The sequence below is a fragment of the Paenibacillus chartarius genome, from assembly GCF_042432825.1.
Taxonomy (GTDB): domain Bacteria; phylum Bacillota; class Bacilli; order Paenibacillales; family NBRC-103111; genus Gordoniibacillus; species Gordoniibacillus chartarius.
In genome coordinates this window covers 25,262-43,459 of the sequence record NZ_JBHLWN010000016.1, presented here as the reverse complement: position 1 = coordinate 43,459, position 18,198 = coordinate 25,262, and the positions used below count along the sequence as shown (strand labels likewise).

General features: G+C 57.0%; 18 protein-coding genes. 3 read left to right on the top strand and 15 right to left on the bottom strand.

Translation table 11 applies throughout. From position 1 onward, the window contains the following. Positions 1-13: 13 nt before the first annotated feature. From ACFFK0_RS02995 to ACFFK0_RS02975, 5 genes are read right to left on the bottom strand one after another with little or no spacing between them, the layout of a single operon-like run. Positions 14-1,201 (bottom strand): acetyl-CoA C-acetyltransferase, encoded by a 1,188-nt coding sequence (locus ACFFK0_RS02995; RefSeq protein WP_377468406.1) that lies wholly within the window; start codon positions 1,199-1,201, stop codon positions 14-16. Beyond that, entirely contained in the window at positions 1,198-1,854 is a 657-nt protein-coding gene (locus ACFFK0_RS02990; protein ID WP_377468405.1) for a 3-oxoacid CoA-transferase subunit B, read from the bottom strand. The genes ACFFK0_RS02995 and ACFFK0_RS02990 overlap by 4 nt, the downstream gene beginning before the upstream one ends. Beyond that, positions 1,851-2,555 carry a CoA transferase subunit A gene (locus tag ACFFK0_RS02985; protein WP_377468403.1) on the bottom strand — a complete coding sequence of 235 codons (705 nt, stop codon included), beginning with the start codon at positions 2,553-2,555 and terminating at the stop codon, positions 1,851-1,853. Before ACFFK0_RS02985 ends, ACFFK0_RS02990 begins: the two co-directional genes overlap by 4 nt. 26 nt (positions 2,556-2,581) lie before the next feature. After that, complete coding sequence (locus ACFFK0_RS02980; RefSeq protein ID WP_377468402.1) at positions 2,582-3,370, bottom strand: 3-hydroxybutyrate dehydrogenase; 789 nt, start codon at positions 3,368-3,370, stop codon at positions 2,582-2,584. A gap of 21 nt (positions 3,371-3,391) precedes the next feature. After that, complete coding sequence (locus ACFFK0_RS02975; RefSeq protein ID WP_377468401.1) at positions 3,392-4,771, bottom strand: GntP family permease; 1,380 nt, start codon at positions 4,769-4,771, stop codon at positions 3,392-3,394. Positions 4,772-4,950: 179 nt separating this feature from the next. Here ACFFK0_RS02975 and ACFFK0_RS02970 point away from each other — a divergent pair, with 179 nt between their 5' ends. Beyond that, positions 4,951-5,871, top strand: a complete 921-nt coding sequence (locus ACFFK0_RS02970) for a LysR family transcriptional regulator (protein ID WP_377468400.1) — start codon at positions 4,951-4,953, stop codon at positions 5,869-5,871. A gap of 529 nt (positions 5,872-6,400) precedes the next feature. Here ACFFK0_RS02970 and cyoD read toward each other — a convergent pair. The 9 genes from cyoD to ACFFK0_RS02925 all read right to left on the bottom strand — a co-directional run bounded on the left by cyoD (position 6,401) and on the right by ACFFK0_RS02925 (position 15,191). Then, entirely contained in the window at positions 6,401-6,772 is a 372-nt protein-coding gene (gene cyoD / locus ACFFK0_RS02965) for a cytochrome o ubiquinol oxidase subunit IV (RefSeq protein WP_377468399.1), read from the bottom strand. A gap of 1 nt (position 6,773) precedes the next feature. Beyond that, entirely contained in the window at positions 6,774-7,412 is a 639-nt protein-coding gene (cyoC, locus tag ACFFK0_RS02960) for a cytochrome o ubiquinol oxidase subunit III (RefSeq protein WP_377468398.1), read from the bottom strand. After that, a complete protein-coding gene (locus ACFFK0_RS02955; RefSeq protein WP_377468397.1) occupies positions 7,412-9,382 on the bottom strand; it encodes a cbb3-type cytochrome c oxidase subunit I in 1,971 nt (656 codons plus the stop codon). Before ACFFK0_RS02955 ends, cyoC begins: the two co-directional genes overlap by 1 nt. Before the next feature lie 17 nt (positions 9,383-9,399). Next, positions 9,400-10,398, bottom strand: a complete 999-nt coding sequence (gene cyoA / locus ACFFK0_RS02950) for a ubiquinol oxidase subunit II (protein WP_377468396.1) — start codon at positions 10,396-10,398, stop codon at positions 9,400-9,402. Between the two features lie 362 nt (positions 10,399-10,760). Beyond that, entirely contained in the window at positions 10,761-11,324 is a 564-nt protein-coding gene (locus ACFFK0_RS02945) for a Uma2 family endonuclease (protein WP_377468395.1), read from the bottom strand. 99 nt (positions 11,325-11,423) lie between these two features. Beyond that, positions 11,424-11,672, bottom strand: coding sequence for a hypothetical protein (locus ACFFK0_RS02940; protein ID WP_377468394.1), 249 nt, complete (start codon positions 11,670-11,672; stop codon positions 11,424-11,426). Between the two features lie 122 nt (positions 11,673-11,794). Next, on the bottom strand, positions 11,795-13,744 hold the full coding sequence (locus ACFFK0_RS02935; RefSeq protein WP_377468393.1) for a carbohydrate-binding domain-containing protein: 1,950 nt from the start codon (positions 13,742-13,744) through the stop codon (positions 11,795-11,797). Between the two features lie 27 nt (positions 13,745-13,771). Next, positions 13,772-14,455 (bottom strand): DUF4956 domain-containing protein, encoded by a 684-nt coding sequence (locus ACFFK0_RS02930; protein ID WP_377468392.1) that lies wholly within the window; start codon positions 14,453-14,455, stop codon positions 13,772-13,774. Next, positions 14,448-15,191 carry a polyphosphate polymerase domain-containing protein gene (locus ACFFK0_RS02925; protein WP_377468390.1) on the bottom strand — a complete coding sequence of 248 codons (744 nt, stop codon included), beginning with the start codon at positions 15,189-15,191 and terminating at the stop codon, positions 14,448-14,450. The genes ACFFK0_RS02930 and ACFFK0_RS02925 overlap by 8 nt, the downstream gene beginning before the upstream one ends. A 172-nt stretch (positions 15,192-15,363) precedes the next feature. Between ACFFK0_RS02925 and ACFFK0_RS02920 the strand changes: the two genes are divergently transcribed. Beyond that, a complete protein-coding gene (locus ACFFK0_RS02920; RefSeq protein WP_377468389.1) occupies positions 15,364-16,044 on the top strand; it encodes a response regulator transcription factor in 681 nt (226 codons plus the stop codon). Then, entirely contained in the window at positions 16,044-17,318 is a 1,275-nt protein-coding gene (locus ACFFK0_RS02915) for a sensor histidine kinase (protein ID WP_377468388.1), read from the top strand. Before ACFFK0_RS02920 ends, ACFFK0_RS02915 begins: the two co-directional genes overlap by 1 nt. Here the strand turns inward: ACFFK0_RS02915 and ACFFK0_RS02910 are convergent. Beyond that, positions 17,286-18,182 carry a putative protein N(5)-glutamine methyltransferase gene (locus ACFFK0_RS02910; protein WP_377468387.1) on the bottom strand — a complete coding sequence of 299 codons (897 nt, stop codon included), beginning with the start codon at positions 18,180-18,182 and terminating at the stop codon, positions 17,286-17,288. The two genes, ACFFK0_RS02915 and ACFFK0_RS02910, sit on opposite strands and share 33 nt — an antisense overlap. Positions 18,183-18,198 lie beyond the last annotated feature (16 nt).

Genomic DNA, 18,198 nt, shown 5'->3' with positions numbered 1-18,198 from the left:
CGCAAAGCTCCAATTATACCCGCTCCACCAGCATCGAAACGCCTTGCCCGCCGCCGATGCACAGCGAGGCAACGCCATAGCGGCCTCCGCGCCGGCCCAGCTCATGCAGCAGCGTCACGAGCACCCGGGCCCCGCTGGCGCCGATCGGGTGGCCGAGCGCGATCGCTCCACCGTTCACGTTCAGCCGCTCGTCGGGCACGCCCAAGTCCCGGCCGACGGCGATCGCCTGCGCCGCAAACGCTTCGTTCAGCTCGAACAAGTCGATCTCCTCCACGCCCAGGCCCGTTTGCCGCAGCAGCTTGCGCGTCGCTTCGATCGGAGCCAGCCCCATGACCGACGGATCCAGCGCCGCGCTTGCATAGCCGCGGATGTACGCCAGCGGCTTCAGCCCGAGCGACTCGGCCTTGTCCGCCGACATGACGACAACGGCTGCCGCACCGTCATTAATGCCGGAAGCGTTGCCCGCCGTGACGGTGCCGTCCTTCGCAAAAGCCGGCCGCAGCTTGCCCAGTGTCTCTGCCGTCGTCCCGGCTCTGGGGAACTCATCGCGGTCAAACACGACCGGATCCCCTTTCTTCTGCGGAATGAGAACCGGCACGATCTCCTCCCGGAACCGGTCCTCGGCCATCGCCTGCTCCGCCTTCCGCTGGCTCCACGCCGCGAAGCGATCCTGCTCCTCGCGGGAAATGCCGTAGCTCCGGGCGATATTTTCCGCCGTAATCCCCATATGAATGTCACACGACGCACACCACAAGCCGTCGCGGATCATCGAGTCGACCAGCCCGGCGTCGCCCATTCGCAGCCCGGACCGCGCGCCTTCCAGCAAATACGGAGCCCGGCTCATGCTTTCCATACCGCCTGCCACCACAACGTCGCTGTCTCCCAGACGAACGGACTGCGCCGCCAGCATGACGGCCTTGAGGCCCGAGCCGCACACCTTATTGATCGTTGTGGCCGGGACGGTGTTCGGGTAGCCTTCGCCGGCGAGCCAAGCTTGGCGTGCCGGATTTTGCCCCAAGCCCGCCGACAGCACGTTGCCCATAATCACTTCGTCGATGCTGTTCTCGCTGATTCCCGCCCGGCCAAGCGCTTCGCGGATGACGAGCCCGCCAAGCTGCGTGGCCGAAATGCCCGCCAGCGTTCCCTGAAAGGAGCCGATCGCCGTTCGCACGGCGCTGACAATCACTGCCTCCCTGCTCATTGTTCATCCCCTCCGACATCCGGACTCACCGTAAACCGCGCTTCCGTCTTCTGCCGCACTTCCTCGATCGAAACGCCTTCCTGCAGCTCAACGAGCACCATACCGTCCGGCGTGAAGTCAAACACCGCGAGGTCCGTAATCAGCCGGTGCACGACGCCCTTTCCGGTTAATGGCAGCGTGCAGCTCGTCTTCACCTTCGATTCCCCGTTCTTGCTGACGTGCTCCATAATAACGACGATGCGCCTCGCACCGCTGACGAGGTCCATGGCGCCGCCCATGCCTTTGACCATTTTGCCGGGGATCATCCAATTCGCGAGGTCGCCGTTCTCCGCAACCTCCATCCCGCCGAGAATCGCGAGATCAATATGACCGCCTCGAATCATTGCGAACGACTCCGCACTGTCGAAGAACGACGCCCCCGGCACGGCCGTGACCGTCTCTTTGCCCGCGTTGATCAGGTCGGCGTCCTCTTCCCCTGCGACAGGAAACGGCCCAATCCCGAGAAGCCCGTTCTCCGACTGCAGCATGACGTTCCATTCCTTCGGAATCCAATTGGCGATTTGCGTCGGCATGCCGATCCCGAGATTGACGTTCATGCCGTCACGAATCTCCTGCACGGCGCGGCGTACGATTTTGATCCGGCCCTCGCTCATCCTGCGTTCGCCTCCCTTACCGTACGGCGCTCGATCCGCTTCTCGTAGGTGCCGCCGAGCACAATGCGCTGTACATAGATGCCGGGGGTATGGATCTCGTCCGGGTCCAGTGCACCTAGCGGCACCAGCTCCTCCACCTCAACGATCGTGATGCGCCCCGCCGCCGCGGCGAGCGGATTGAAGTTGCGCGACGTCTTCCGGAACACCAGGTTGCCGAACGGATCCGCCTTCCACGCCTTCACCAGCGCAAAATCCCCGACAATCGCCTGCTCCAGCATATACGTGCGCCCGCCGAACTCTTTATGCTCTTTGCCTTCCGCAATGACCGTTCCTACTCCGGTCGCCGTATAAAATCCGGGGATCCCCGCGCCCCCGGCACGAATCCGCTCCGCGAGCGTCCCCTGCGGCACCAGCTCGACCTCCAGCTCACCGCTCAAAAATTGCGCCTCGAACGTTTTGTTCTCGCCCACGTAGGACGACACCATTTTGCGGATTTGGCGATTTTCCAGCAGGATCCCGAGCCCCCAGCCGTCGACGCCGCAATTGTTGCTGACGATGGTCAGTTCTTTGCTGCCCTTCTCGCGCAGCGCCGCAATGCTATGCTCCGGAATGCCGCACAGGCCGAAGCCGCCGACGATAATCGTCGCCCCGTCGCCGATATCCTGCACCGCCTCCCGGACGGTACCGACCACTTTCCCCATTGCCTTCTCCCCCTAATATGTCACTCTTACTGCGCCGTGTAGCCGCCGTCGATCAGCAGCGAGGAGCCGGTTACCCCCCGCAGCTTGTCGCTTGCAATCAACACCGCGTAATCGGCGATTTCCTCGACGGTCAGCAGCCGCTTCTGCGGTACGAGCGGGTAGATGACCTCCTCCAGCACGCTCTCCAGCGGAACTCCGCGCGTTCGCGCCAAATCCTCCAGCTGTCCGCGCACAAGCGGCGTATCGGTATAGCCGGGGCACAGCGCGTTAACGGTGATCCCGTGCTCCGCCCCTTCCAGCGCGGCTACCTTCGTCAGTCCGATCAGACCGTGCTTGGCGCTGTTGTAAGCGGCCTTGCCGGCAAAGCCGATCACGCCGTTAATGGAAGCCATGTTGATGACTCGCCCGTACTTCTGCCGCTTCATGATCGGGAACGCATACTTGATGCCAATGAAAGCGCCGGTCAGCATCACCTTCAGCATCTGGTCGAATTTCTCTACCGGAAAATCTTCTATCGCTGCGACGTGCTGCAGGCCGGCGTTGTTGACGAGAATATGCAGGCCGCCGAACGTATCCACCGCACTGTCGATGGCCTCGCGATAAAGCGCCTCATCCGCGACATCGCATCCGACCCCTATCGCTGCGCCGCCTTCATTGCGAAGCTCCTCCGCAGCGTCCTGAGCTTTCTCCAAATTAATATCCGCGACGACAACCGCCGCCCCCTCCTGCACGAAGCTGCGGGCCAGCTGCAGTCCAATGCCGCTGCCGGCTCCGGTGATGAGAGCGACTTTCTGCTCCAGAAGACGTTTGCTCACGCCGACAACCTCCCCTGACGATTAAAATAAGGATAATACGATCGCGACCACGACGACCGTTAACGTTTTCAAGATCGTAATGGCGAAAATGTCCTTGTAAGATTGTTTATGCGTCAGCCCCGTAATGCCCAGCAGCGTAATGACCGCGCCGTTGTGCGGCAGCGTATCCATCCCGCCCGAAGCCATCGAGGCGATCCGGTGCAGCAGCTCCGGGCTGATGCCGGCCGCCTGGGCTGCAGCGAGGTACTGCTTGCCCATGACATCCATTGCAATCGACAAGCCGCCGGATGCCGAACCGGTAATCCCCGCCAGAATGTTCACCGACAGCGCCTCCGAAATGAGCGGATGCACGTTGGCGCCGAGCACCCAATCTTGAACGAGCTTGAAGCCCGGGAGCGTCTTTACGACGTTACCGAAGCCGACCTCGGAGGCCGTATTGAAAATCGCCAGCAGCGAGCCCATCGCCGCCGCCGTCAAGCCGACCGCCAGCTTATGCCGGACGACCCGGAAATTGATGCAGCCTGCCGCAATTATGCCGATGCACAGCGCCAGAATGAGCGCCCACGAGGAGGCCACCGTGCTCACGCTCGCGATCTTGAACGACTGCAGCGTCTCGGCGCTGTACCACTGAGCCACAGGGAAGGCGCCGCGGCTGAACAAATAGTTAAACACAAGCACGAGCACAAGCGGCAGCAGCGACAGCCAGAGCGGCGGAAACTTTTGATCGGTGTCCGCTTCCGGCTCGTTCTTGTGATTGTGGCCGTAGTCCTCACCGGCATCCGCCGCCTGCTTGCGCCTGCGTTCGAGCCACAGCAACCCGCCGATCAGCACGATTAAACCGCTTACAATTCCAACGGCAGGGGCTGCGTAAGCATCCGTTCCGAAGTAGGCTGTCGGAATAATATTTTGAATTTGCGGCGTTCCGGGGAACGCATCCATCGTGAACGTAAACGCGCCAAGCGCGATCGTGCCGGGAATGAGCCGCTTCGGAATGTCGGCCTCCCGGAAGATGGCCGCAGCGAACGGATACACCGCGAAAGCGACAACGAACAGCGACACGCCGCCGTAAGTGAGCACCGCGCAAGCAAGCACGACGGACAGTATGGCCCTCTTGGAGCCTAGCGCCTTGACGATCGATTGCGCGATCGAGGACGCCGCCCCGCTCATCTCCATCATTTTGCCGAAGACTGCGCCTAACAGGAAAATCGGAAAATACGTCTTAATATAGTTGGCCGCATTCGTCATGTACGTCTCGGAATAGCTCGGCAGCAGCGCCTGGCCCGAGATCGCTACGGCAACCAGTACGAAGATCGGCGCGAAAATCACGACCGGAAAACCCCGGTAGGCGAAAACCATGAGCAAGCCCAGCGCCAAAAATATGGCAATCACTTGGATGACCATCGTACAATTCCCCTTTGCTGTTTGATATAATGGATTTGTTGTACAGATTTGGCACGTCCATTGCTAGCGCTTTCATGAGTCAGTGTACAACGGACCCCGCGCATTCGTAAAATTCAATCCTTGCATACCAATCATGCTAAAAAGTTATGGACCGTCTTGTCATAAAAGGAGCCATGCATGTGGAAGTCAGAAATTTGCGATATGTGCTGGAAGTGGCCAAGCAGCGCAACGTCACGAAGGCCGCCGAGACGCTGCATCTGACCCAGCCTACCTTGAGCAAGATCATCAAGAGCCTGGAGGACGAGCTCGGCGTCGACCTGTTCGACCGCTCGAGCAAAGCCGTGAAGCTGACGGACAGCGGAGCCGCGGCCATGCCGCAAATCCAGACGATTCTCCAGGCTGTGGACGATTTGTACGTGAAGCTGGCCGATGTATCGGAGCTGAAGACGGGCCGTATGAAGCTCGGACTGCCTCCCGTCGTCTCCACCGTATTTTTCCCGCGTGTTTTCGCCGAGTTTCACAGACTGTATCCGAATATTGAATTTCAAATTTTCGAGGAAGGCGCCAAGAAGATCGAGCTGCTCATCTCCGAAGGAGAGATCGATCTGGGCGTTGTGGTCGCCCCGGTGGACGAAACGGAGTTCGGGGTTATGCCGTTAATTGAGGAAAAGCTGGCCGTTACCCTGCACGTCGCCCACCCGCTTTCCGACCGTACCGAGATCGGATTAAACGAGCTTCGTGCAGACCCGTTCATCATGTTTCCGCGGGGGTTTGCGGTGCGGGAGCACGTCATGAAGGCATGCCAGCAGCAGGGCTTTGACCCGAAGATTTTGTATGAGAGCAGCCATTGGGATCTTCTCGCCGAGATGGTTGCCGAGAACCTGGGCGTCAGCATTATGCCGGGGGCGATTTGCAACAAAATCGTCAATCCCCGCGTCCGCACCGTGACTCTCGTCGAGCCCGTCATCCCATGGAATTTGGCCATGATCTGGCGCAAGGAAAAATATTTAACCTACGCGATGAAGCGGTTCATGAGCCTCTCCCGCGAATATGTCAATATGATCGCAGCAGGCTCGTCTTCATCTCTTAATCAAGATTAGGATGATATCGGGAATGGGTGAGCAACATTTACCGGCCTAACGAGGAAAAATACCTTCGCTATACGAACCAGACTTCAGCACGGAGTCGTTTGTAGAAGAATGCCTGCAAAAGTGCAGGAACCTGAGTCAGGCTGCTACTCCACGGTTCGATTACTGGGATTTTACATTCTTTTCGATAAAAACAGCCCGGCAAAGGCTTAACCCGCACAGATTCCTGCACATTAGCAGGCATATGCTCTACACGTCCCAGGTAGGGTAAAGATTCCTGTACATTTACATGGATTTTTGCTCACAAACAAACAACTAGACATAAGACTGCTCTGAAATGAGCAGTATGGAGCGTCTCACATGACGCCAGGATGAACGGTACCGCATACGTAAATCCAAGAGATCGTTCGGATCCGCTACCTCACGGAAGCGAGTACGATATTTCATAACTTACACCCAAATTTAACCTCACATATGTCCTAACCACTAAAAAAGCCGCCCCCCGGCAGCAAAACCGGGAGACGGCTATCTTCACTTCCCATCAATACATCGGATTGTTCGACATAATCCAAATCGAGCCGATGACGACGGTGAGCGCGACCACGATGCCGAGGATCAGCGTCATCAGGTTGTACCGCGGCCCCTTCTCCTCACGCAAATGCATGAAGAACAGAAGCTGTACGGCGAACTGCAGCGCCGCGCAGCCGAGCAGGACGGCGGCGGCTGCCGCCCCCTTCATCCAGCCGTTCAACACGATCATCAGCGGGATAATCGTCAGGATGATCGAGAGAGCGAAGCCGATGACATACTCCTTCACCGAGCCGTGCCCTTGGCCGTCGCCGTTGCCATGTCCGCCATGACCATGCGCACCATGCCCATGACCGCCGTGTGTGCCGTTGTTAGCTTGCGCCATCTCACATCACCCCCATCAGGTAAACGATCGTGAACACGAAGATCCACACCGCATCAAGAAAGTGCCAATACAAGCTTGTAATATGAACCTTGCGCTGCGTTACCGGCGTAATGCCGTGGCGCGCCAGCTGGAAAATAACCGCCGTAATCCAGCAAATGCCGAGCGAAACGTGCAAACCGTGCGTGCCGACGAGCGTGAAGAACGCCGAGAAGAACGCGCTGGTCGAGATCGTATGACCCTCGTGAATCAGCTTGGCGAATTCGGCCACCTCGAGCCCGATAAAGCAGGCGCCCAGCGCGATCGTCACGATCAGCCAGCCGATCAGCCCGCCCTTGCTGCCGCGGTTCATCATCAGCACCGCGAGCCCGCTCGTGAACGAGCTCGTCAGCAGGATGAACGTCTCCGCAATAATTCCCGGCATCTCGATGATATCCTTCATCCCCGGACCGCCGGCCGTATTTCCGTGCAAAACGATATAGACAGCGAACAGCGCGGAGAACAAGATGACGTCGGTAATCAGGAATATCCAAAATCCGAACTTGCGCATCTCCTCCAGATCATGATGGCCGTCGTGCCCGTCATGACCGGCTCCATGCGCCGCCGCAGCATGCGTCCCCAAATGATTAGCGGAATGAGCCATTATATTGCCCTCCTTGCCGCAGCTTCCGTGCGTTCGATTTCATCGACAGGAATATAGTAATCCGTATTGTAATTGAACGAATGCGCCAGCATCGTCGCGAACACCCCGATGAGGCCCGGAATCGCGATCCACAGCCAGTGGAACACAAGGCCGAATCCGACCAGGAACCAGCATATCGACTGCAGGAACGGCAGCGCCGAGTTGCGCGGCATATGAATCGGCTCCAGAGCCGGCTTCGGCTTTGGCGCTTGGCCCGCTGCGATGCGCTCCTTCTCTTCCCACCAGTCGTCGCGATCGGTCACCACCGGTGTTGTTGCAAAGTTGTACAGCGGCGCCGGGGAAGGAATCGACCATTCCAGCGTACGTCCGTTCCAAGGATCGCCGGTTGTGTCCTTCTCCATGAACTTAATGCTGTGAGCGATTTGCCACACTTGGAAAATAAAGCCGAGACCCATCAGGAAGCCGCCGATCGTCGACGTGAAGTTCAGCTCCCACCAGCCTTTATCCCAGCCGTACGAGCTGACGCGGCGCGTCATGCCGTCGAGGCCGAGGAAGTACTGCGGCATAAAGCATACGTAAAAGCCGATGTTCCAAATCCAGAACGCCCATTTGCCGATCTTCTCGTTCAGCTTGAAGCCGAACATTTTCGGCCACCAGTAGTAAAGACCTGCGAAGTAGCCGAAGACCACGCCGCCGATCAGCACCTGATGGAAGTGCGCGATCAGGAAGTACGAGTTGTGGAACTGGAAGTCCGCCGGCGCAACCGACAGCATCACACCCGTCATCCCGCCGACAACGAAGCACGGAATGAAAGCGATCGTCCACAGCATCGGCGTCGAGAACGAAATCCGGCCGCGGAACATCGTGAACAGCCAGTTGAAAATTTTCACACCGGTCGGAATCGCAATAATCATCGTCGTTATCGCAAAGAATAAGTTGACGTTAGCGCCCGAGCCCATCGTGAAGAAGTGGTGAAGCCAGGTGAAATACGACATGACCGAAATGCTCATCATCGCGAACACCATCGACGCATAACCGAACAGACGCTTCTTGGAGAACGTGGATACGATCTCGGAGAAGATCCCGAACGCCGGCAGAACGACGATGTACACTTCCGGGTGACCCCACATCCAGATCATGTTGATATACATCATCGAGTTGCCGCCGCCGTCCATCGTGAAGAAGTGCGCCCCGAGATAGCGGTCGAGGAACAGCAGCGCCAGCGTAACCGTCAGCACCGGGAAGGCGATGATGATCGTGATGCAGCTCGACAGGACGGACCATGTAAACATCGGCACCTTCGACCAGGTCATGCCCGGTGCGCGCATCTTGATGATGGTTACAATAAAGTTAATACCCGTCATGAGCGAGCCGATACCGGAAATCTGAATGCCCCAGATGTAAAAATCTTGCCCGACGCCCGGGCTATGCGACATCTCCGACAGCGGCGGATACGCCAGCCAGCCCGAATCGGCCGAACCGCCGATGACGAACGACATATTGAACAGCATTGCGCCCATGAAGAACAGCCAGAAGCTGAGCGCGTTCAGGAACGGGAAGGCGACGTCGCGCGCCCCGAGCTGAAGCGGTACGGCGATGTTGAACAAGCCGAACATGAGCGGCATCGCCATGAACAAAATCATAATAACGCCGTGCGTTGTGAAAATTTGATTGTAGTGCTCCGCGTTCAGGAACTGCATATCGGGAAAAGCGAGCTGCGTCCGCATCAGCAAGGCGTCGACCCCGCCGCGGAACAGCATGAGCAGCGAAGCGATGATATACATAATGCCTACGCGCTTGTGGTCGACGGTCGTCAGCCATTCGCGCCACAGCCAGCCCCATTTTTTGAAATACGACAGGACGAAAATGATCGCAACCGTCGTAAGGCCGATCGCCACGTCCGCCCCGTAAATGAGCGGATCGCCGGTGACGAAAAACCACGACATGAAATCTTTGATTTGATCGAGCATGGAGGTCCCTCCTTTACTTAGTGGTTATGACCGTTCGTATGGTTCATATTTGGTACAGCCGGCATCGGTTGCGGCGCCGGCTGCTCATGGCCCTCGTCGCCTTCGCCATGCAGATCGCTGAGCGTCTTCGCCTTCTGATTGTACCCGGCCGGAGCCCCGCGGCTCATCGAGTACCCGTGAACGATACGCTGGAACAGTCCCATCGGTATCGAAGAGAAGGTGAGCGGCTCCGACGTGCCCGGCTGCGCCAGCTGCAGGTAGCCCTCCTCCGTCAGCGCCTTGCCGGACGCCTTCACTTCCTTTACCCAGCTGTCAAACTCTGCGCGGGTGACGGCTTTCGTCGTGAACTGCATCTTGGCAAAATCGCGCCCCGTAAAGTTCGCACCCGTCCCCATATAGGAGCCCGGCTCATCAGCCTGCAAATGCAGCGTCGTCGCCATGCCGGACATCGTGTAAATCATCCCGCCAAGCTGCGGCACCCAGAACGAGTTCATCGGCCCGTCGGAGGTCAGCTCGAAGCGGATCGGCGTATCCTCCGGAATCGTCAGCTGGTTAACGGTCGCAATTCCCAGCTCCGGATATTGGAACAGCCACTTCCAGTCGAGCGACGTCACCTGGACCGTGATCGGCTTCACTTCGGAGGCGAGCGGCTTCGCCGGGTCGAGCTTATACGTATACTTCGCCGTCACGATAGCAAGCACGCCGATAACAACAATCGGAATGCCCCACCAAATAATCTCGAGCTTCGTGCTGTGCTCCCACTTCGGCTGATAAGGCGCGTCGTTGCCCGCCTTGTCGCGGAACCGCCACACGATCCATCCCGTAAGCGCCAGCACCGGCACGAGGATAATCAAGCAGAGCAGCATCGTAAAATAAATCAAGTCGCGCTGATCCGCACCGACCGGACCCTTCGGATCGAACACGATCATCGACTGGCAGCCCGAGGCCAGCAGCGTGATCGCAGCCAGCAGGCCAAGCGAGGCCATTTTGCGGATAAATGCTGCGCTATTTTTCATAGTTCTCTCACTCCCTGCATCCCTTGAATCTAACTTTTGTCACAGCGATATGATGTCTTTGCGCTCACTATATCACGTTCCCGAGCGCTGCGGGGGGCTGTTAACAAAGGCGTCAATTTACTGCCTTATTTCCGTAAAATTTTGTTCAACCTTTCGCCTTATTTACAGTAAAAAATGGAGTAATTAGGCGTAAGCGGGCAAATCCATGCAGGGGCCAGCCAATTATATATCCACAAGAGTACCTGCTTTTGTGCTGCGCGGCTAGGTTATAAATGCTGGTACGCAACCTTCCGGCTGCAGCAAAAAGAACGATCTTCACAGCCAGCGTTATGCCGTGGAGATCGTTCTCTCTTCAGATCATATTAGAATATGGAGCTCATCGGGATAGCGAGTCCGGGAATTTGACGCGAAACCGCGGTTTCATCGATACCGTAGACTGCCTGCCGCCGATACGTTCCATGCTCCAGCACATGCACCTCAATAAGCTGCTCGGCGGGAATCACGATCCAATATTCTGGAACTCCGTGCTGCTGATAAGCATTGTATTTCAACCAGCGGTCCATCTTGGCGGAAGAAGGAGACACCACCTCGATAATCAATGCCGGAACGCCGCTGTAGCCCTTATCGTCCAAGCCTGAGTGATCGCAAATGACGGTAATGTCCGGCTGAAGGACATGTCCGACTTGATGGTGGGGAGCATGACGGTCGGCAAGACGTACATCAAACGGGCTTACGAAAGGCTCGCATGGACTCCCGTCCAGGCGATCGGCGATTTTCCTGAATAATCGGCCGACAATTCTTTGGTGTTCGACTGACGGTGCAGCCACCAGGTATGGAACGAAGTCCACAATCTCGTAACGAAAGTCATCATTCCAGGTTATATAATCTGCATAAGTCGCTCGGGCGGGAAGACGATTGGATTCCATGGAAGGTCCCCCTTATTTGATAAAACAAAAGAGCTGTCCTCAGCCATCATTATGGCATGAAGATCAGCTCCCTGCAAACGGCCGCGCCGCTTCTCCCAATCAAGATTCCGACTCTGTATTCCGCTTGTGCACCAGATTCATTGCCGTACCGATCATATAAATGAACACGCTGCCTACCATGAAGCCGATCCCCGTCATCAAGGACGAGTTGGTATCGCTGAAGTGGTTCAAGCTGGTCACGCAAAGCAGCAGGCCGATGGCCAACGCCGCCCATGCAGCGATGTGCATCGCGATGAACAGGCCTTTCCCTTCCCGATCGGTCTTCCGTTCCACTGTCTTTGTTGTCATGATCGAATCACTTCCCCGGAGAGATTAAGATATTGTTAATTTCATTATATCACAAATCTCTCCGAGTTGTTCAATATTTGTTCAAATTTTGATCAAAAAGTTGTCACTTTCTTTCGAAGCCGTTACTGTCTGTTCATCGGCGCCCGGCCGCCGCGCTGACCGCCGCCCGCTCCTCCCGGACCGGACGTTCTCGCTGTCGTCACGCCGGACTCGTTGAGCCAAGTAACTGCGGCGCCCGCCGTGAATTCCACCGTCTTCGTCCCGCCGGTATACAGCATGTACGAGGCGTCCTGCTTCAGCTCCGGCGAACCGATGACGACCGTCTGGTAGCTCTTGTCGGGAGCGAAGCTGGCCAGCGTCGCGCCGCTCTTATCCTTCAGCTCCACCATCGTTCCGGCCTGCTGCGACTGGGAATACGTCATCAGGATCGACTTCTGCGCGGATGCTTCCGTCGGCGCTTGCGCCATGCCCGAGCTGCCGGCCGCGACCAGCACGCCGCCCGTCAAGTCGAACGTACCGTCATAATCGAGCGCAGCGTTGTTGTTCGACGTCGGACCGCTGACGTAGACGGTACCGCCGGACATCGCGATGGAGCCGTTCGCATCCAGACCGTCGCCGTTCGAGTTCACATGGACCGTGCCGCCCGAAATCGTCAGCTTGCTATTGGAGGATGACGCCCCGGCGCTGAACTGGTTTTGACCCGGACGCCCGTTCACCGAAGATCCGTCCGCCCCTCCGGAAACGTTGATGCCGTCGTCGCTGCTCACCACGTCCACGTCTCCGCCGGAAATCGTAATGTTGGCGCTCTCGATGCCTTCGTAGCTCTTCTTCACGTGAATGCTGCCGCCGCTGATCAGAATGGCAGAATCCGCATGAACACCGTCGTCCCCCGAAGTGATCGCAAACTCTCCGCCCGAAATCGTCACCGTGTTGTTGCTGTGGATCGCATCATCGGCAGAATCCAGAGTGAACGTTCCCTTCGCAATCGTAATGCCGAGCGCCGCTTTAATCGCTTTGCCGCTTTCCGACTCTGTCGCACTCGCTGCCGTTGCAGTTGCAGCCGGAGCAGCCGCTCCCCCTTGCATCGGACCTCTCATGCCGCCGCCAGGCTCCTCGCTAACTTTCGCCGGAGCGCTCGCACTGCCGCCGCCCGATGTGATGGTGAACGAACCGCCGTTCACTTGCACGGACGCCGCCGCTTGCAGGCCGTCTCTTCCGGCCTTGATCCGGAACGTGCCGCCGTCAATACCGATATTGCCTTGCGACGCATCCGTATCGTTCGTTGCCTTGATGCCGTCCCCGGCAGCCTCGATGGTCACGTTGCCATCCTTGATCGCCACCAAATCTCTGCCCATCAGCCCGTCGTCGGCCGCGTAAACCGTAATGTCGCCGCCGGTAATTTTCAGATCGTCCTTACTTGCAATGGCATCTTTATATTGGCCCCGAACCATGAGCGAGCCGGTTCCGTTAATCGTCAAATCGTCCTTGCTGAAGATCGCCGCACTCGGCTCGTCCGTCGAAGCGTCGACCGCCGCATATTGGCCCGCATCCGTGACGACGTTCTTCGTACCTTCGTGCAGGGTAATAAACACCTTATCCGCTTGCTTCACATAGATGGCGGAGCTGTCTTTGCTCGTAATCTCCACGCCGTTCAGCACGATCCGAATCTTATCTTCCTTCGCCGCATCGACAACGATCTGTCCTTGCTCCCATTTGCCGCTCAGCACATACGTACCCGCCGCTTTAATCGTGACGGTGCGGCCATTCGCTTCGGCCCCCGAGCCTTGAATGGAGGCGCCTGCGGCGCTAAGCTCCACATAGACCGGATTGGTCGACAGCCAATCGGTGTTCTCGTCTTCTTGGCTGTAGCTGTACTCAACCGGTATCGGTGCCTGCGCCGAAGCCGCTGCCGAGGTGAAGCCTGCCGCCGACTGGACCGCCGCTGCAGGGGCCGCCGCACTGGCGGCGTCCTGGGTGGCCGATTGGCTCGAGCAAGCCGGCAAAATTACTGCTGCGCTAAGGAGCGCAAGGAACATTTTCTGCTTCGTCAGTGTTTTCAATGTCGTTTTCATAGGAATCTTCCCTTTCGTTATTGGTTATTAGTAGTCGGATGCTTCCGGATTCATCGCTAACGTAATGTTCAGGTTGCCGTTTCGGCAGCGCAGGGCGTCGATCAGCTGCTTCTGGCTCGTCTCCGCCTTCATCGTGATCACATACACCAGCTCGAAGAGGCTGCCCAGCTCGGTCGTCTTTACCTTCTTAAGCTCATAAGCAACTTGAAATTGGTTGAACACTTCCTGGAACGCTTCTTCATAGCCCAAATCCTCAGGCACCATGATTTTGAGCAGCTTCTGCGAGCTCCGTCTGGCGCCGAACCTGAATTTGTGGAGAACCGCCATCAGGGCGCACAGGATCACGGTAAACAGCACCGCGTAGCCGTACATGCCGACGCCGCAGGCAAGGCCGGTAGCCATCGTGAACAGCACATACGCGATATCCTTCGGATCCCCGGGGGCGCTTCGGAAACGGATGATCGAGAACGCTCCGGCCAAGGAGAACGCTCGCGCGACGTTGTTGCCGATCAGCAAAATAATGATGGCGATAATCGACGGAATGAGGATCATGGTGAGCGCAAAATTTTGCGAATACGACTGCTTGCTTGTCTTCATATAAGTGAAGCTGATGATTCCTCCTAAGACGAAGGAGACTACGATCGTTAAAATGGCGTGAGTAAAAGTCAGCGTGGTGCTGGCGGACGTCGCCGCAAACAGGGTGTCAAGCATATGCACGTTCTCCTTTCAGTTGCTGCTGCATCGTGCGCATTTTCATAAATTCATTGCCGTACTTCGAGAAGCTCGTTCGGAACATCCGGTGCTCGGACAGCATATGAGCGAGCCAGACGGGAATCGTCTTCTCCGCTTTAACTTCCATGAGCCAGAAGCCGTCTTCCATCAGCGGCTCGCCGTGGTCCCCGCTCTCCAGCCGCAGATCGGTTCGCCTCGACCGGATGTTGCAGTCGAACGTAATTCGCAGATCGCGGCTCTCCTTGCTGAACATCGCAATCCGGTCATAGGCCAAGTACACCTTCGGCGCCAGATCGTAGCGCTGCAGGAAATACTCAATCTCGTTCAGCACCTGGCCGTTCATATAGGGAGCAAGCTCGGGCTTGTGGCCCGTCCGCACGAAGTCGTAGGCTTCCTCCGTTCGCAGCGCAGTTCTTCGCTTGTTGACGATCCCGTACACTTTCTTCTTGAGCTCCAGATACACCTTGGCTCCCGGCTCCGGAACGCCGTAGGCGCGAAGCCGCAGCTTCTCTTTGTACTTGGGCTTCATCAATGACTTTCGTATTAAAGCATGGTCGTTCGTATCGAAGTAAATATTACTGATGGAATAGAACGTATGCTTCCTGTTATATTCATCAAGCTCCATATACTGCAGCAGCTTGTCATGAATCGTGCGAAAGCTTTGCTCGTCGAGCATGTACTTGTTCTCATACCGGTTGAATACCTCAATAGCCATGGCTGTCGCTCCTTCCTGCGTCTTGCTTGCTGACGTTATCCCGTTGATGGCTTTATCTTAGGGCGGCAACCTTTAATGAACCTTAAACGCTGCATTTAAGGTTGCTTAAAGGTGCGAAGTGCTATAATGGTGCTGCGACAACGGGCTATTTACTATAGAGAGGAAGAGTTGGATGAGAATTCTGATTGTGGAGGATGAAGCTCATCTCGCCGAGGCGCTGGGCCAAATTTTGCGCAAGCATCATTATTCCGTCGATATCGTTCATGACGGCAGCTCCGGTCTCGACTATGCGCGAAGCGGCATCTATGACCTGCTGCTGCTGGATATCATGCTGCCGGGAATGAGCGGCCTTACGATCTTGCAGACGATCCGGAAGGAAGGGAACTCGACTCCGGTCATCCTGCTTACGGCAAGGGGCGAGACGACCGACAAAGTGTCGGGTCTCGACTACGGAGCCGACGATTATGTGGCCAAGCCGTTCGTCACGGAGGAGCTGCTGGCCCGCATTCGTGCGGCGCTCAGGCGCAAAGGGGACGTCGTCGTGCCGGAGCAAGGGCTGCAATTCGGCGACATCGGGCTGAATACATCGACATTGAAGCTCACTTGCCGCGGCAAGGAGATCAAATTGATTTTGAAGGAAAGCGAGCTGCTGCAGCTCTTGATCACAAGGAAGCAGGCCGTCACGCCGAAGGAGCTCATTATTGAGAAGCTGTGGGGGTTCGATTCGGAGGCCGAGCATAACAATGTGGAGGTGTACGTTTCGTTCCTGCGGAAGAAGCTCGTGTTCCTGCAGTCTTCGGTCGCCATCAATACGATTCGGGGCGTGGGTTATGTATTGGAGGTGAAGGAGTAATGTTTCGGAGACTGCGGAACAAGTTTTTGCTGCTGAACATGGTGACCATCTCGATTATGATGCTGCTGGCATTCGCTTCGATCTATATCATTGTGGATCAAAATTTACGCCGCGATATCGATATGGATCTGCACAAGGCGATGGATGTTTCGCGCAAGCCGATGGGCAATCCGGGTTCGGGTTCGATGAAGCCCGCTCCGTCTTCGGGGATGGGCGAGCCGAGGATGGACGGTCCGCAGGGGCGCTCCATGTCCTTCACGCTCGTAACCGACAAAGAAGGCAAAGTGAAATCGGCCGCCTCCCGGTATGAGCTGGGGGATGAGTTTTATACGGAAGCCGCAGCTTCGGCCTTGTCCGGCGGCGGAACCCGGTCTCAGGGCAAGCTGAAGCTGGACGACAATTATTGGGCCTATCTCGTGCAGCCCTCCCCCGACGGCTATATGATTTCCTTCGTCGATATTAACGCGCAGAGGAGCTTTTTAACAAAATTAGTATATGCGTTTCTGATCGTGGCATCCGTTATGCTGGTCCTGATCTTCTTCATCAGCCGATTTTTCGCGAATCGTTCCATCGGGCCCGTACAGGAAGCGTTCAATAAGCAGAAGCAGTTCATCGCCGACGCCTCTCACGAGCTCAAAACACCGCTTGCCGTCATCAACACGAATGTCGATGTATTGCTGGGCAATCCGGACGACACGATTCGCAATCAAGCCAAGTGGCTGCAGTTCATCAAATCGGAATCGGAGCGCATGTCGACGCTGACGAGCGAGCTGCTCTATTTGGCACAAATCGATCAAACGAATCCAAGCGTCATGCACGCGCCTTTCGACGTCAGCGATGCCCTGGAGCAAGTCATTCTCACGATGGAAGCGGTCATCTTCGAGGCTAACATCGGCCTGTCCTACGAGATTGAGCCTGCGCTCACGGCGCGCGGCAGCATCGAGCAGTACAAGCAGGTCGCTATGATCCTGCTCGACAATGCCGTGAAATATACGACTGCCGGCGGATCTATGGAGGTCGTCTTGAAGAAGCGCAGCCAGAACATCGTGCTGACCGTGACGAATACGGGCGAAGGCATCGCCGAAGAGCATCTGGACCGTATCTTCGACCGGTTTTACCGTACCGACCCGTCACGGACCCGCAGCCAAGGGAGCTACGGCCTCGGGCTGGCGATCGCCAAAGCCATTATCGATCAGCATCGCGGCCGCATCTATGCGCGGAACCTAGAGGGCGGCAAGGTTTCATTTGTTGTGGAGCTGCCGATTGCCGGCTGAGCCGCGTTCGGGTATTGGAGGGGCTGTCCTGGCGGGTAGATGGTCTGCTTGCGAGGCGGCTTCTTGGTTTGTTCGCATTCCGATAATAACCGTCGCATCCTGCTCTTCCGATCGAATGGTTCTGGGGTGGAGTCCGTATCGGGCAAAGAGGTCTTCGGTCAATAACGCCTGCCGTTCGCTCGTTTCAACTAGAAGGTAACCGCCCTTAGCAAGCCAAGACGATGCGGAAGCGGCAATTCTACGCAGAACGTCAAGTCCATCAGCTCCGCCATCGAGTGCGGCAAGCGACTCATGGATACGAGCTTCCGGCGGAAGAAGCGGAATGGCCTCGCTAGGTACGTAAGGGGCATTGGCGATAAGAATATGGACCCGATTGTGAAGCCGAACGGGAAGCGGCTCAAAGAGATCCCCCTCGTAAACGATCCCGTTGCCGGAACGGATATTAGAACGGGCGCACTGCACCGCTGCCGGGTCAATATCGACCGCATGCAGCTCAATATGCTTCAGCTCCGCGGCTAAAGCAGCCCCTAACGCGCCGGTGCCGCAGCACAAGTCGACAACTACGTCTCCCGGCTGCGCGAGGGCGATTGCCTGACGGGCTAGAAACTCGGTTCGATGGCGCGGCACAAAGACGCCCGGGTCTACCTGAATCCGTAAACCGCAAAACTCCACCCATCCGATAACGTGCTCGAGGGGGAGCCCGGCGACACGCCGCTCCACCATATTAGAGAGTTCTTGAGGAGATTGTGCGGATGAAAGGATCAGCCTCGCCTCTTCCTCTGCAAAGACACAACCCGCATTTCGAAGCCGGGTGACAATCCCCGCGTACTTTACGCTTTCATGCCGATGATGATAATTGTGCACAAATCCTCCTGCTTTA

Bases quoted from the DNA above. Each gene is read 5' to 3' on its own strand.
- ACFFK0_RS02935 (WP_377468393.1), bottom strand. From the start codon at position 13,744: ATGAAAACGACATTGAAAACACTGACGAAGCAGAAAATGTTCCTTGCG.
- ACFFK0_RS02955 (WP_377468397.1), bottom strand. From the start codon at position 9,382: ATGCTCGATCAAATCAAAGATTTCATGTCGTGGTTTTTCGTCACCGGC.
- ACFFK0_RS02995 (WP_377468406.1), bottom strand. From the start codon at position 1,201: ATGAGCAGGGAGGCAGTGATTGTCAGCGCCGTGCGAACGGCGATCGGC.
- cyoC (WP_377468398.1), bottom strand. From the start codon at position 7,412: ATGGCTCATTCCGCTAATCATTTGGGGACGCATGCTGCGGCGGCGCAT.
- cyoD (WP_377468399.1), bottom strand. From the start codon at position 6,772: ATGGCGCAAGCTAACAACGGCACACACGGCGGTCATGGGCATGGTGCG.
- cyoA (WP_377468396.1), bottom strand. From the start codon at position 10,398: ATGAAAAATAGCGCAGCATTTATCCGCAAAATGGCCTCGCTTGGCCTG.
- ACFFK0_RS02925 (WP_377468390.1), bottom strand. From the start codon at position 15,191: ATGGCTATTGAGGTATTCAACCGGTATGAGAACAAGTACATGCTCGAC.
- ACFFK0_RS02930 (WP_377468392.1), bottom strand. From the start codon at position 14,455: ATGCTTGACACCCTGTTTGCGGCGACGTCCGCCAGCACCACGCTGACT.
- ACFFK0_RS02975 (WP_377468401.1), bottom strand. From the start codon at position 4,771: ATGGTCATCCAAGTGATTGCCATATTTTTGGCGCTGGGCTTGCTCATG.
- ACFFK0_RS02990 (WP_377468405.1), bottom strand. From the start codon at position 1,854: ATGAGCGAGGGCCGGATCAAAATCGTACGCCGCGCCGTGCAGGAGATT.
- ACFFK0_RS02915 (WP_377468388.1), top strand. From the start codon at position 16,044: ATGTTTCGGAGACTGCGGAACAAGTTTTTGCTGCTGAACATGGTGACC.
- ACFFK0_RS02945 (WP_377468395.1), bottom strand. From the start codon at position 11,324: ATGGAATCCAATCGTCTTCCCGCCCGAGCGACTTATGCAGATTATATA.
- ACFFK0_RS02940 (WP_377468394.1), bottom strand. From the start codon at position 11,672: ATGACAACAAAGACAGTGGAACGGAAGACCGATCGGGAAGGGAAAGGC.
- ACFFK0_RS02920 (WP_377468389.1), top strand. From the start codon at position 15,364: ATGAGAATTCTGATTGTGGAGGATGAAGCTCATCTCGCCGAGGCGCTG.
- ACFFK0_RS02985 (WP_377468403.1), bottom strand. From the start codon at position 2,555: ATGGGGAAAGTGGTCGGTACCGTCCGGGAGGCGGTGCAGGATATCGGC.